Genomic DNA, 12,838 nt, shown 5'->3' on the forward strand with positions numbered 1-12,838 from the left:
TATGTCTGAAACAAAGAAACAAACATGGCTTGATTCTCTTGCAGTTTATAAAGATATTCGAATGGTAAGAATTCTTTTATTAGGTGCAATAAGTGGATTTCCATGGGTATTAATTGCAAGTAGCTTAAGTCTTTGGCTTAAAGAAGAAGGTCTTAGTAGATCAACAATTGGATGGGCAGGTTTAATTTTTGGAGTATACGCTTTCAATTATTTATGGGCTCCAATTATAGATAGAATTCAAATTCCAATACTAACAAAAAAATTAGGTCATAGAAGAGGATGGATAGTTTTGATGCAATTAATTATTTTGTTAAGTCTTGTTGTTTGGAGTGTGATTAATCCAACTGAAAATTTGGCTTTATTAATCACTGTAGGTTTAATTATTGCTATAGCATCAGCAACCCAAGATATAACTGTAGATGCATTAAGAATTGAACAGATAAATGAAAATGAAGGAAAATCAATGGCTGCTGGTGCAGCTATGGCTGTTGTTGGTTGGTGGACTGGGTATAAATTAGGTGGAGTAGTTGCTTTATTTACAGCAGAATTTTTTGAAAACCTAGGTGTAGCTGACTACTGGCAAGCTACTTTTTTAATTTTAGGTATTTTAATAATTTTAATGAATATTGGATTAATGTTTGTTCATGAACCAATAGAGACCAACAGACAAGCAAAACAGAGAGAAACAGACAAATTAATTGAGAGAAAACTTGGATCTAACAATATTATTACAAACTTTATCGCATATATTACAGGTACTATAGGCGGACCTATTATTAGTTTTTTTAGAAAAAATGGTTTTGCTATTGCAGCTGGAATTTTAGGATTTGTTTTCTTGTTTAAGATAGGTGAGGCATTTATGGGAAGAATGTCTATTGTTTTTTATAAAGAAATTGGTTTCTCCAAAGGTCAAATTGCAATTTATTCAAAAGGACTTGGCTGGATTACAACAGTTGTATTTACTTTGTTGGGTGGAGTAATGGCCATGAGAGCTGGAACAATTAAAACCATGTTCTTTGCTGGTGGGTTAATGGCTATAACCAATCTTTTATTTGCAGTTTTAGCATGGACTGGAAAATCAGAAATTTTATTTGCAATTGCGGTTATAGCTGATGATATCACAGCAGCTTTTGCAACTGTAGCATTTGTTGCATTTATATCATTACTAGTTGATAGAACTTATACAGCGACACAATATGCATTGCTTGCTTCAATTGGTACTGCTGGTCGTACTACTTTAGCTTCATCCTCAGGAGCTCTAGTTGATTGGTTAAACGGAGATTGGGGAACATTTTTTGTTTTAACGACTATTATGGTGATACCATCGTTAATTTGTTTGTGGTTAATTAAAAACAAAATTAAAATTGGTGCAAAATAATTTTTATTTCATTGGTAATTTTTCGAATATTTACAAAAATCCTTCGAGAAGATCTGAAGTAACTTCACAAATTGTGTATGGTGAAAAATTCAAAATTTTAGCAAAAAATAAAGATTGGATAAAAATTAAAACTTTATTTGATAATTATAAGGGGTTTATAAAAAATTCAAAATATATAGAAAAATTTAGCCCCAATTATAAGGTGAGTTCACTAAAAGCAAAGATTTATAAAAAACCTGGAATTGGAACTAGCAGTTGGCTTCCGCTTGCATCCAAATTATCTGTAATTGAACAAAATAGGAATTACGTTAAAATTGAAAAAAATAAATGGATTAAAAAAGCAGATATAAAAAAATTAACTCATAAAGAAAATAATTTTACAAAAATATTTAAAAAATTTTTAAATGTAAAATATTTTTGGGGTGGTAAAACATTTCGAGGTATTGATTGCTCAGCCTTATTGCAAATATTTTATTTTTATAATAATTCGTTTTATCCAAGAGATACAAAAGATCAGATCAAATATACAAAAAAGAATTCAAAGAAAAGACTATTTAAAAAAGGAGATATTATTTTTTGGAAAGGTCATGTTGCTATGTGTTTAAATTCTAAACAACTAATTCATGCTTATGGTCCAGAAAGAAAAGTAATTATTATGCCAATTATACAAACAATTAATAGGATTGAAAAAACTGCCAAGCTAAAGGTAAAAAAAGTATCTAGAATAAAATATTAATTTCTTCCAAAGTCAGGTTTATCAATATCTTGTTTCAATTTGATGATTTTTGACCTTACTTTTTTAGTCTGAATAAGTTTCTTTACGATAGACTTATTATTTTTTGAATTAATATCTTTTTTAAATTGATTTAAATTTTTAATAAATAAATCAATCGCTTTTGAAATATTATTTTTATTATTAAAAAAAATATCTCTCCACATGATTTCATTTGATGCTGCTATCCTAGAAAAATCCCGTAATCCACCAGCGCTATATTTGATAAGCCCATAATTTTGTTTTTTCTCAAAATCTTGTGCAGATTTTACCAGATTATATGCAATTAAGTGTGGTAAATGACTAGTAATAGAAAAAATTTTGTCATGTTTTTCAGCGCTCATAACAACTACTTTTGCTCCAATTTTTTTCCAAAACTTAGTTAGAATATTTATATTATTTTTTTTAATATTTTTTTCTTTAATTATTATACACCATCTATCAGTAAACATATTTTCTTTACCATGCTCTGGCCCACTGACCTCTGATCCAGCTATTGGGTGACTTTGAATCCACTGAATACCTTTCTTTAAAAATTTATTTATAATTTTAGAAGTTTCAATTTTTGAAGAACCAATATCTGTAATCAATGTTTTTGATTGTATAAATTTATTAATTTTCAAAATAATATTTTTGTATTCACTCATTGGTGTACAAAAGATGATTAAATCGGAATTACTTGCACCTTCTTTTAATGATTTAACAATTGTTCCAGGTAATTTTAATCTTTTTATCTTAGCAATATTTGATTTTGATTTTTCATAAATAAATATTTTTTTTGCTATTTTTTTTTTGCTAATACGCCTTAATAAAGATGAACCTAATAATCCACAGCCAATAATTAAAATATTTTTCATTTTTTCAATACTTGCTTAATAACACTCATAAATTTTAAGTTTTCTTTTTTAGATCCAATAGTTAACCTTAATTTATTCTTTATATGATAACCATCTTCTGTTGATCTTAAAATAATTCCCTTGTTTTTAAGTTTTTCATAAAGAAATTTTGCTGAATATCTGCATTTTTCAAAATTAAGTAACAAAAAATTTGCTGAAACCGAATTTGAAAAAATATTATATGTCTCAAGAAATTTCTTAATTTTTTCAGAATATAATAAATTATGTCTAATCGATTTAGTTATGAAAGCTTTATCCTTCAGTGACTCGGTGGCAGCTAATTGAGCAATACCATTTACATTAAATGGTGGTTTTATAACATTTAGCGCATCAACTATTTTTTTTGATCCATATCCCCAACCTACTCTCAGAGAAGCTAATCCAAACATTTTTGAAAAAGTTCTAAGGATGAAAACATTGTCTTTATTTTTAAACAAATCTAACCCAGATGAATAATCTTTGTTTTTCATATATTCTGCATAGGCATCATCTATAACTAGTAAAATTTTTTTATTTAATCTTTTTCTTAATTCTAAAACTTCTTTTTTCGTTAAGTAAGTTCCTGTAGGATTGTTTGGGTTAGCTATAAACACAATTTTAGTTTTTTTTGTTATTTTTTTTAAAATTTCATTTACTGAAACTTTAAAATTAATTTCTTTTGCAAATACAACTTTTGCACCCACAATTTTTGAGTAAATTCTGTACATTAAAAAACTGTACTCTGGTACCACAACCTCATTTTTTGGGTTTAGAAACAACTGACAGAGCATTTGAATAACTTCATCTGAACCAGCTCCACAAATAATTTTCTCAGAATTACATTTATAAGCTTTAGATATTGCTTTTCTTAAATTTTGAGATTTTCCATCTGGATATTTATCTAAATTCAGATTTTTATTTGATATTATTTTCTTTACTTTTGGACTCATACCTAAAGCAGACTCATTTGCAGAAAGCTTAATTACGTTATTAAGTTTCTTAACTTTAGATTTACCAGGCTTATAAGCCTCAATTTTAAATTTTTTAAAATTTGGAGTTATCATTTTTTTTAATTTATGTGCTCTTTATAGATAAAATTACAAAATTTTATAGAGAATAAGAGGGTTTTTTAAAAAATTGACATAATAAATAAGTTCTAGTAAAAAAATTATGCGCTGATTTAACTGAATTGCGAGCGCTTAAAAAAAACCGCTAAAATAGTTTTTTTTCTCACAATTCGAAACAGTCAAAAACTATGAATACTGAGAAAAACATAAAAACTTTAATTGTAAAGAAACCACTAAAATTAGACTGTGGAAAGACCATAAAAGATTTTCCCATAGCCTATGAAACTTACGGTTCACTTAATTCAAAAAAAGATAATGCAATATTAGTTTTTCATGCTCTAACAGGAGATCAATTTGTAACCGGAATAAACCCTGTAACCAACAAAGAGGGTTGGTGGAGTTATGCAGTAGGTCCTGATAAGGCTATCGATACGAATAAATATTTTGTTATTTGTTCTAACGTAATTGGTGGATGTATGGGATCATACGGACCAAGTCATAAAGATCCTAATCAAAAAATTTTTGGAACAAATTTTCCCGTTATTACAATTAATGATATGGTGAATGCTCAATATAATTTACTTGATCATTTTGGTATTGATAAACTATTTTCTATAACTGGTGGTTCAATGGGAGGTATGCAAGTCCTTCAGTTTATTAGCAACTTTCCGAATAAATCCAAAACAGTGATACCGATAGCAACCACATCTAGTCATTCAGCTCAAAATATTGCTTTTAACGAGCTAGGTAGACAAGCTATTACAGCTGATAGTAACTGGAAAGATGGGAATTATACATCAAACGATACTAATCCTGGAAAAGGATTGGCAGTAGCTAGAATGGCAGCTCATATTACTTATTTATCTAAAAAAGGTTTGCAGGAAAAATTTGGAAGAAAGTTACAAGAAAGAGAAGATCTTAAATTTGGATTTGACGCTGATTTTCAAATAGAAAGTTATTTAAGATATCAAGGCTCGGTTTTCGTAGATAGATTTGATGCAAATAGTTATCTTTATATTACTAGAGCTATGGATTATTTTGATTTAGCTAAGCAATTCAAAGGTAGTCTTTCAGAAGCATTTATAAATACAAACGCGAAATTTTTTATAATTTCTTTTACTTCAGATTGGCTTTATCCAACCTTAGAAAACAAAGATATTGTGATTGCTTTAAACTCAATAGGAGCTGATGTTGGATTTGTAGAAATTGAGTCAGATAAAGGTCACGACTCCTTTTTACTAGACGTTCCAGATTTCTTAAGTGCACTTAAAAACTTTTTAGATAAATCTTACGAAGAAAATTAATTATGAAAAATGAATTTCAGGTAATAGCAGATTTAATTGAAAAAGATAAGAAAGTCTTAGATGTAGGTTGTGCTGATGGAACTTTGATGAAATTTTTAAAGGATAATAAAAACATAAATATAAGAGGATTAGAGATTTCAAAAGAAAAAGTGCAAGAATGTATTGCTAAAGGTTTAACTGTAATTGAAGGAAATGCTGAAAAAGATTTAAAGCAATTTCCAGATAAATCTTTTGATTATGTTGTTTTAAGTCAAACCCTTCAAGCTTTTCTTAATCCTGAATTAGTTTTAGATGAACTTTTAAGAGTTGGAAAAAAGGCAATAGTTACGATTCCTAATTTTGGATACTGGAAAGTAAGATTTCATTTATTATTTAAAGGTACAATGCCAATTACAAAAACATTACCAGATGAATGGTATAACACTCCAAATTTACACATGTGCACAATCAAAGATTTTTTTCATTTTGTAAAATCAAAAGATATAAAGATTTTTAAATCACTCGCTTTAAACAATCTTAATAAATCAACAATAAATCATAGTAATTTAGGCGTTAAAAATTTGTTTGCAGATCTAGGTATATTTTTGATAGAAAAATAAAATGCGTATTGAAATTATACCTTGTCTTCAAGACAACTACAGCTATTTAATAATAGACGAAAGTAACAATTCTGCGTGTATTGTAGATCCCAGTGAAGCTGAGCCAATAATAAATTTCCTAAAAAATAAAAATATAAAATTAAAATACATTCTTAATACTCATCATCACTATGATCATATTGGAGGAAATCAAGAATTAAAAAAAAAATATGGATCAGTTGTTGTAGGTTTTAAAGGAGACTCGAAAAGAATACCAGAGATAGACATATTGTTAGAAGATAATCAAATATGGAAAGCTGAAAACTTTGAAGCTAAAATTATGCATATACCTGGACATACTTCAGGCCATATTTGTTTTAATTTTTTTAAAGAAAAAATAGTTTTTACCGGAGATACACTTTTCTCACTTGGTTGTGGAAGAATATTCGAAGGTTCATATGAGGAAATGTTTGAATCTTTAAACAAAATTAAATTATTACCAGAAGATACAAAAATTTATTGCGGTCATGAATATACTCTTAACAATGCAAAATTTTGCAAAAAATATGATTCTGAAAACAAAGATTTACAAAAAAAAATCGAAAAAATAGAAAAATTAAGAGAAAATGGAATTCCTACCATACCCTCAACTTTAAAAGAGGAATTGGATTGTAATATATTTTTAAGAGCAAAAGATGTAAAAACCTTTTCAAAATTAAGAGATTTTAAGGATAATTTCTAATTAATTCGGCTTGACTAAAGGCTGGCTACAACTATATTGCGGTAACTTTAAATTAAATCATACTATGTCATACGCAGTAATAAAAACAGGTGGAAAACAGTATAAGGTAAAATCTGGAGAAATTCTAAAGATTGAAAAATTACCAGACTCTAAACCTGAGACTAAAATAGAGTTTAATGAAATCTTGGCATACGGTGATGATAAATCAATTGAAATTGGAACTCCAAATGTTGAGGGCGCAAAAGTAGAGGCTGATTTAATTAAAAATAGCAAAAATAGAACTATTTTAATTTTTAAAAAAAGAAGAAGACAAAATTCAAGAAGAAAAAATGGGCATAGACAACAATATTCTATGATAAGAATTAACAAAATTTTTTCAAAAGATGGTAAAGTATTATCAGAAGCTGAAAAAATTTCTAAAACTTCAAAAAAAGAAGAAGTTAAGGAAGCAGCAAGCAAATAGTTATTAGGTAAATTATGGCAACAAAAAAAGCAGGTGGATCATCACGAAACGGACGAGATAGTGCCGGTAGAAGACTCGGCGTAAAAAAATATGGTGGTGAAACAGTAATTCCTGGAAACATAATTGTTAGACAAAGAGGAACTAAGATTTTTCCAGGTGAAAATGTTGGTATGGGTAAAGATCATTCAATATTCTCAGTTGTTAAAGGGAAAGTTGTTTTTAAAAAATCTAAATCAGATAGAACTTTCGTTTCTGTAAAGCCCAATTAATAGTACAACCAATTAAAATAGATGTTGTATTATGAAATTTCTCGATCAAGTTAAAATTTATATTAAGGCTGGAAACGGCGGAGATGGATCTCCTAGTTTTAGAAGAGAGAAATATGTTGAGTTTGGTGGACCAGATGGTGGTGATGGTGGAAAAGGTGGATCAATTATTTTAAAGTCAGAGGAAAATTTAAATACCCTTATTGATTATCGATATCAACAACACCATAAAGCCGAACGTGGAGAAAACGGTTCAGGTCAAAATCGAACAGGAAAAGGTGGTGAAGATTTAATTTTAAAAGTTCCTCTAGGTACACAGGTATTTGAAGAAGATAACAAAACTCTCCTTTTTGATTTTAATAAAAAAGGTGAAGAATATGTTGCAGCTGATGGTGGAAAAGGAGGTTTAGGAAACACAAGATTTAAAAGTTCTACAAATAGAGCTCCAAGAAAATTTACTAAAGGCACAATCGGAGAAGAATTTACAATATGGCTTCAATTAAAAACAATTGCTGATATCGGTATTATTGGATTGCCAAATGCAGGAAAATCAAGTTTGTTAGCAGCTCTAACAAACGCAAATCCAAAAATTGCAAATTACAAATTTACAACGGTTAATCCAAACCTTGGTGTTGCTTCTTATGATGATAAAGAAATTACCATTGCAGATATTCCAGGATTAGTTGAAGGAGCTCATGAAGGTATAGGGTTAGGGATACAATTTTTAAAACATATAGAGAGATGTAAGTCTTTACTACACTTAATTGATGTCACCAACTTAGATCTGAATGAATCTTATAATCAGGTGAAAAATGAATTAAAAAGCTACAGTGCAAAGTTATTAGAAAAAAAAGAACTAATTGTGCTTAATAAAATCGATTTGATTGATGAAGAAACAGCAAATGAAGTTATAGATTATTTTTCAAAAGGTAAAAATTGTGAGATTATGACAATGACAACTCTTGAAAAAGAATCTGTATCAAAAATTAAAGCAAAACTTTTGTCTTATGTATCTTAAAAATTCTAAAATAATTATTGTCAAAATTGGATCATCTCTCCTGGTTGATCAAAATAAAAAAATTAGGAAACAATGGTTATCTAGTTTTGCAAAAGATATCAAAAAATTAAGAGATAAAAATCAAAAAGTAGTTGTTGTTAGCTCTGGTGCAATAGCTTTGGGTTGCAAGAAAATGAATTATAATAAAAAAAATATCAAATTAGATAAGAGTCAAGCTATTGCTTCTATTGGTCAAATAGAACTGATGAATTTATTTTCACAAACTTTCGCAAAATATAAATTAAATATTTCTCAGATTTTGCTTACATTAGAAGATACTGAGGAAAGAAGAAGATCTCTCAATGCAAAAAGAACATTTGATAATCTTTTTGAACTTGGTTTTATTCCCGTAGTCAATGAAAATGACACTATTGCAACGAGTGAAATAAAATATGGAGATAATGATAGATTGGCATCTAGGGTTGCGCAAATTACAAACGCGGATACCTTAATTTTATTATCTGATGTTGATGGTTTGTATACAAAAAATCCTAAAATTTTTAAGGATGCTAAACTAATAAAAAAGATTGATGATCTTAAAAAAGATCTAAATAATATTTATATTAAAGGTGTAAATGAATATGGAAGTGGTGGTATGCATACCAAAATTGAAGCAGCAAAAATATGTCAGCTTGCTGGTACTAGTATGGTTATTGCCAATGGACTATATTCAAATCCTATTTCAAAAATAATTGAAAAAAATAATTGTACCTGGTTTAGTCCAAAAATTTCAAAGTTAGATGCTAGAAAAAAATGGATAATAAGTTCTGTAGCACCTAAAGGAGCATTAATAATTGATGATGGTGCTAAAAAAGCATTAAAATCTGGAAAAAGTTTGTTAGCAGCAGGAATTAGAAAAGTTTCGGGGAAATTTAACAAAGGTGATCATATTAAAGTATTAGATAAAAAAAATAATGAATGTGCTAGAGGGTTAAGTTCCTTTACTTCTGATGAGGTGACTAAAATAATGGGTCATCACTCGAATGAAATTGAAAAATTATTAGGATATGTTGCAAAATCAGAAGTTATTCATAAAGATGATATGGTGGAAATTTAAATGATTAAATATATGAATTTAATTGGAATAAAAGCTCGAAAAGCTAGTGAGTATAAAGTTACAACTGAAGTAAAAAATAAAGTCTTAAATGATTACGCAAAATTAATTAAGAATGAAAAAAAATTTATTATTAATCAAAATTCAAAAGATATTAATTATGCAAGAAAAAAAGGATTAAAAGATAACTTAATCAAAAGACTTCATTTAAATGAAATTAAATTAGATGGAATTATAAATTCTATTTTAAAAATAGCTAAATTAAAGGACCCTATAGATAGCACTTTAGAAAAATGGAAAAGACCAAATGGTTTGAATATTAAAAAAGTATCAATACCAATTGGAGTTATTGGGGTTATTTATGAAAGTAGACCAAATGTAACTTCAGATGTTGCTAGTCTTTGTTTTAAATCTGGGAATGTAGTGATTTTGAAAGGAGGCTCTGAAGCCATAAATTCAAATAAAGCTTTAGCTAAGTTATTTAGAAAAGCACTTAAAAAAAATAAAGTTGATGAAAACTTTATACAATTTATCGATTCAAAACAAAGGAAGCTTGTGGATATTATGCTTTCTAAGATGAAAAAATATATCGATGTGATCATACCTCGTGGTGGAAAAAATTTAGTTAAAAAAGTTTTAGAATTATCCAAAGTACCTATAATTGGGCACTTAGAGGGACTTTGTCATACTTATATAGATAAAGATGCAGAATTAAAAATGGCTAAAGAAGTTGTCTATAACGCTAAATTAAGAAATACAAGTATTTGTGGTGCGACTGAAACTATTCTTATTCATAAAAATATAGTCAAAAAATTTAGTAATCCTATTTTGCAGGAACTTGAAAATAGTGGTTGTAAAATAATTGGCGATAAAATTTTGAAAAGTTATTACAATGGTCAAGTATATCCTGCAAAAGAAAAAGATTGGTCAACTGAATATTTGTCATCAATTGTATCGGTTAAAGTTGTTAAAAATTCTGAAGAGGCAATTCAGCATATTAACAAATACGGAACTATGCACACTGACTCCATCATTACAAAAAATAAAAAAACAGCAAAATATTTCCTAAAAAATGTTAAAAGCTCAATTGCAATGCACAATACCTCAACTCAATTTGCTGATGGTGGTGAATTTGGATTTGGTGGAGAAGTTGGAATTTCTACTAATACACTGCCACCAAGAGGTCCTGTAGGTTTAAATCAATTGATTTCATATAAATATGAAATCACTAGTAATGGTAAAATAAGAAATTAAATTGAATAGCGCAAAAATAAAAATTGGTGTATTAGGTGGATCGTTTGATCCTGCTCATAAAGGACATTTGGCAATTTCTAAGGAAGCAAAAAAAAGATTTAAACTCAAAAAAGTTATTTGGGCAATAACAAAAAAAAATCCATTTAAAATAGAGAGCAAGACATCTGTTGCTGACAGAATTAAATTTTGTAAAAAAATAATTAGTACAAATTCATTTATTAAGGTTAAATTTTATGAAAAAATTATTAAATCAAATAAAACTATAAATTTAATTAATCATTTAAAAAAAGATAAAAGCATTGAAATTTATTTTTTAATGGGTGCCGACAACCTTATTAATTTTCATAAATGGCATAAATCTAAATTAATTTCACAAAAATGTAATATTCTAGTTTTTGACCGACATGGGTATAAAAAAAATTCTTTAAAATCAAAGACATTTAAGCAACTTAGTAAGGCCAATCTAGAATTTATTGAGTTTAATAAAGTCAACATTTCATCTTCTCAATTAAGAAAAATTTGATAATCTAAAATCAATTAATGGACAAAATTTCAGACTTAAAAGAAATTGTAATTAACACACTAGATCTCAATAAAGCTCAAGACATTGTAACTATTGATCTTAAAGACAAAAGTTCTATGGCTGATTACATGATTATAGCAAGTGGAACTTCATCTAGACATATCCAATCCTTGTCAGAACAAGTTTTAGAAAAACTTAAAAATAATGGTGTAAAAGACTCTAAAATTGAAGGTAAAGAAAGTGGAGAATGGAAACTTGTTGATGGGATTGATTTGATTGTTCATATTTTTCATCCAGAAAAAAGAAAATTTTATGAATTAGAGAAAATTTGGTCAGAACTAATTCCAAAAGAAAAAGTGATGATATGAAAAAAATTAAATTTTTATTATTAATCTTTTTTTCCGTTTTTTGTTTAAATAAAACAGTTATTTCAGCTGAAATTGATATTTATAAAAAAATTGATCTCTTCGGTGAAGTTTTAGAAAAAATTAATAAAGAATATGTTGATGAGTTCAACCAATCTGAAAGTCTGGATTCTGCAATCAATGGACTTTTGCAATCTTTAGATCCTTATTCGTCCTACATGTCGCCTAAAATATTTGATGAAATGCAAACTGAGACTAGTGGTGAGTTTGGTGGATTAGGAATTGAGGTTAGCATGGAGGCAGGAGTAGTAAAAGTAATTTCACCAATAGATGATACACCTGCATCTAGGGCTGGATTAAAAGCTGGTGATTACATTGTCAAAATAAATGATGTTCAGGTTCAAGGAAAATCATTAAGTGAAGCTGTAGATTTAATGAGAGGACCTGTGGGTTCTGGAATAGAGTTAACAGTAAGACGAAGAGGCGAAAAAAAGGCGTTAACATTTAATATAATAAGAGAAGTTATTCAGGTTCAATCTGTTAAATCTGAAATTATAGATGAAAGTATAGGATACCTCAGGCTTACTTCATTTAATGATAACAGTAGTGATCAAATTGAAAAACAAATTAAAAAACTTAAAAAAAATAAAAACTTAAATTCATTTATTTTAGATTTAAGAAATAATCCTGGAGGTCTTTTATCTCAAGCAATAAAAATCTCAGATTTTTTTCTAGAAAATGGGGAAATAGTTTCAACAAAAAGCAGAAAAAAAACTGAAAATAGAAAATGGTTTGCAAAAAAAGGAGATATTACTGATGGAAAAACATTATTGGTTTTGATTAATTATGGTTCAGCATCTGCATCTGAAATTGTTGCTGGAGCTTTAAAAGATCACAAAAGAGCAATTATTATTGGTGAAAATAGCTTTGGTAAAGGTTCGGTCCAATCAATTATTCCTCTAAAAAATCGTGGGGCTATCAGATTAACTGTTGCAAAATACTATCTTCCCTCTGGAAAATCTATTTCTGAAGTAGGTGTTAGACCAGATATTGAAGTAAATGAAGAAGGTGATGATTTTAGAATAAAAACTGATACTGATAATCAATTAAACTACGCTATTAAGTTACTTAACGGATAAT

The 12,838-nt window shown here is 28.1% G+C and carries 15 protein-coding genes; 13 read left to right on the top strand and 2 right to left on the bottom strand.

What is annotated here, in order from left to right:
• Position 1 precedes the first annotated feature (1 nt).
• Both ACTT9R_RS01895 and ACTT9R_RS01900 read left to right on the top strand, forming a co-directional pair.
• Positions 2-1,378 carry an AmpG family muropeptide MFS transporter gene (locus tag ACTT9R_RS01895; protein ID WP_440926382.1) on the top strand — a complete coding sequence of 459 codons (1,377 nt, stop codon included), beginning with the start codon at positions 2-4 and terminating at the stop codon, positions 1,376-1,378.
• Entirely contained in the window at positions 1,368-2,114 is a 747-nt protein-coding gene (locus ACTT9R_RS01900) for a C40 family peptidase (protein ID WP_440926383.1), read from the top strand. Before ACTT9R_RS01895 ends, ACTT9R_RS01900 begins: the two co-directional genes overlap by 11 nt.
• Here the strand turns inward: ACTT9R_RS01900 and ACTT9R_RS01905 are convergent.
• Positions 2,111-3,007 (bottom strand): prephenate dehydrogenase, encoded by an 897-nt coding sequence (locus ACTT9R_RS01905; RefSeq protein ID WP_440926384.1) that lies wholly within the window; start codon positions 3,005-3,007, stop codon positions 2,111-2,113. The genes ACTT9R_RS01900 and ACTT9R_RS01905 overlap by 4 nt on opposite strands.
• Positions 3,004-4,089 carry a histidinol-phosphate transaminase gene (hisC, locus tag ACTT9R_RS01910; protein ID WP_440926385.1) on the bottom strand — a complete coding sequence of 362 codons (1,086 nt, stop codon included), beginning with the start codon at positions 4,087-4,089 and terminating at the stop codon, positions 3,004-3,006. Before hisC ends, ACTT9R_RS01905 begins: the two co-directional genes overlap by 4 nt.
• A gap of 191 nt (positions 4,090-4,280) precedes the next feature.
• Here hisC and metX point away from each other — a divergent pair, with 191 nt between their 5' ends.
• The 11 genes from metX (at position 4,281) to ACTT9R_RS01965 (ending at position 12,837) form a co-directional block, all read left to right on the top strand.
• On the top strand, positions 4,281-5,396 hold the full coding sequence (gene metX, locus ACTT9R_RS01915; RefSeq protein ID WP_440926386.1) for a homoserine O-acetyltransferase MetX: 1,116 nt from the start codon (positions 4,281-4,283) through the stop codon (positions 5,394-5,396).
• 2 nt (positions 5,397-5,398) lie between these two features.
• Complete coding sequence (metW, locus tag ACTT9R_RS01920; RefSeq protein ID WP_440926387.1) at positions 5,399-5,995, top strand: methionine biosynthesis protein MetW; 597 nt, start codon at positions 5,399-5,401, stop codon at positions 5,993-5,995.
• A gap of 1 nt (position 5,996) precedes the next feature.
• Positions 5,997-6,716 (top strand): hydroxyacylglutathione hydrolase, encoded by a 720-nt coding sequence (gene gloB / locus ACTT9R_RS01925; protein WP_440926388.1) that lies wholly within the window; start codon positions 5,997-5,999, stop codon positions 6,714-6,716.
• 64 nt (positions 6,717-6,780) lie between these two features.
• Positions 6,781-7,179 carry a 50S ribosomal protein L21 gene (gene rplU, locus ACTT9R_RS01930; RefSeq protein WP_440926389.1) on the top strand — a complete coding sequence of 133 codons (399 nt, stop codon included), beginning with the start codon at positions 6,781-6,783 and terminating at the stop codon, positions 7,177-7,179.
• Positions 7,180-7,193: 14 nt separating this feature from the next.
• Complete coding sequence (gene rpmA / locus ACTT9R_RS01935; RefSeq protein ID WP_023854670.1) at positions 7,194-7,448, top strand: 50S ribosomal protein L27; 255 nt, start codon at positions 7,194-7,196, stop codon at positions 7,446-7,448.
• Positions 7,449-7,479: 31 nt separating this feature from the next.
• Positions 7,480-8,463, top strand: a complete 984-nt coding sequence (cgtA, locus tag ACTT9R_RS01940) for an Obg family GTPase CgtA (RefSeq protein ID WP_440926390.1) — start codon at positions 7,480-7,482, stop codon at positions 8,461-8,463.
• Positions 8,453-9,559 carry a glutamate 5-kinase gene (gene proB / locus ACTT9R_RS01945; protein WP_440926391.1) on the top strand — a complete coding sequence of 369 codons (1,107 nt, stop codon included), beginning with the start codon at positions 8,453-8,455 and terminating at the stop codon, positions 9,557-9,559. The genes cgtA and proB overlap by 11 nt, the downstream gene beginning before the upstream one ends.
• Positions 9,560-10,810: a glutamate-5-semialdehyde dehydrogenase gene (locus ACTT9R_RS01950; protein WP_440926392.1), complete on the top strand. Its 1,251-nt coding sequence runs from the start codon at positions 9,560-9,562 to the stop codon at positions 10,808-10,810. It abuts the gene before it with no gap.
• Positions 10,806-11,333 carry a nicotinate (nicotinamide) nucleotide adenylyltransferase gene (gene nadD / locus ACTT9R_RS01955; RefSeq protein ID WP_440926610.1) on the top strand — a complete coding sequence of 176 codons (528 nt, stop codon included), beginning with the start codon at positions 10,806-10,808 and terminating at the stop codon, positions 11,331-11,333. The genes ACTT9R_RS01950 and nadD overlap by 5 nt, the downstream gene beginning before the upstream one ends.
• A 17-nt stretch (positions 11,334-11,350) precedes the next feature.
• The gene (gene rsfS / locus ACTT9R_RS01960; protein WP_075484663.1) at positions 11,351-11,701 is read left to right on the top strand and encodes a ribosome silencing factor; all 351 of its coding nucleotides are present in this window, start codon (positions 11,351-11,353) and stop codon (positions 11,699-11,701) included.
• Positions 11,698-12,837, top strand: coding sequence for a S41 family peptidase (locus ACTT9R_RS01965; RefSeq protein ID WP_440926393.1), 1,140 nt, complete (start codon positions 11,698-11,700; stop codon positions 12,835-12,837). The genes rsfS and ACTT9R_RS01965 overlap by 4 nt, the downstream gene beginning before the upstream one ends.
• Position 12,838 lies beyond the last annotated feature (1 nt).

It is taken from the genome of Candidatus Pelagibacter sp. (genome assembly GCF_052049835.1).
Taxonomy (GTDB): domain Bacteria; phylum Pseudomonadota; class Alphaproteobacteria; order Pelagibacterales; family Pelagibacteraceae; genus Pelagibacter.

Excerpts from the sequence above, each read along its gene's own strand:
- ACTT9R_RS01895 (WP_440926382.1), top strand. The coding sequence starts at position 2 with ATGTCTGAAACAAAGAAACAAACATGGCTTGATTCTCTTGCAGTTTAT.
- ACTT9R_RS01905 (WP_440926384.1), bottom strand. The coding sequence starts at position 3,007 with ATGAAAAATATTTTAATTATTGGCTGTGGATTATTAGGTTCATCTTTA.
- hisC (WP_440926385.1), bottom strand. The coding sequence starts at position 4,089 with ATGATAACTCCAAATTTTAAAAAATTTAAAATTGAGGCTTATAAGCCT.
- metX (WP_440926386.1), top strand. The coding sequence starts at position 4,281 with ATGAATACTGAGAAAAACATAAAAACTTTAATTGTAAAGAAACCACTA.
- metW (WP_440926387.1), top strand. The coding sequence starts at position 5,399 with ATGAAAAATGAATTTCAGGTAATAGCAGATTTAATTGAAAAAGATAAG.
- gloB (WP_440926388.1), top strand. The coding sequence starts at position 5,997 with ATGCGTATTGAAATTATACCTTGTCTTCAAGACAACTACAGCTATTTA.
- rplU (WP_440926389.1), top strand. The coding sequence starts at position 6,781 with ATGTCATACGCAGTAATAAAAACAGGTGGAAAACAGTATAAGGTAAAA.
- rpmA (WP_023854670.1), top strand. The coding sequence starts at position 7,194 with ATGGCAACAAAAAAAGCAGGTGGATCATCACGAAACGGACGAGATAGT.
- cgtA (WP_440926390.1), top strand. The coding sequence starts at position 7,480 with ATGAAATTTCTCGATCAAGTTAAAATTTATATTAAGGCTGGAAACGGC.
- proB (WP_440926391.1), top strand. The coding sequence starts at position 8,453 with ATGTATCTTAAAAATTCTAAAATAATTATTGTCAAAATTGGATCATCT.
- ACTT9R_RS01950 (WP_440926392.1), top strand. The coding sequence starts at position 9,560 with ATGATTAAATATATGAATTTAATTGGAATAAAAGCTCGAAAAGCTAGT.
- rsfS (WP_075484663.1), top strand. The coding sequence starts at position 11,351 with ATGGACAAAATTTCAGACTTAAAAGAAATTGTAATTAACACACTAGAT.
- ACTT9R_RS01965 (WP_440926393.1), top strand. The coding sequence starts at position 11,698 with ATGAAAAAAATTAAATTTTTATTATTAATCTTTTTTTCCGTTTTTTGT.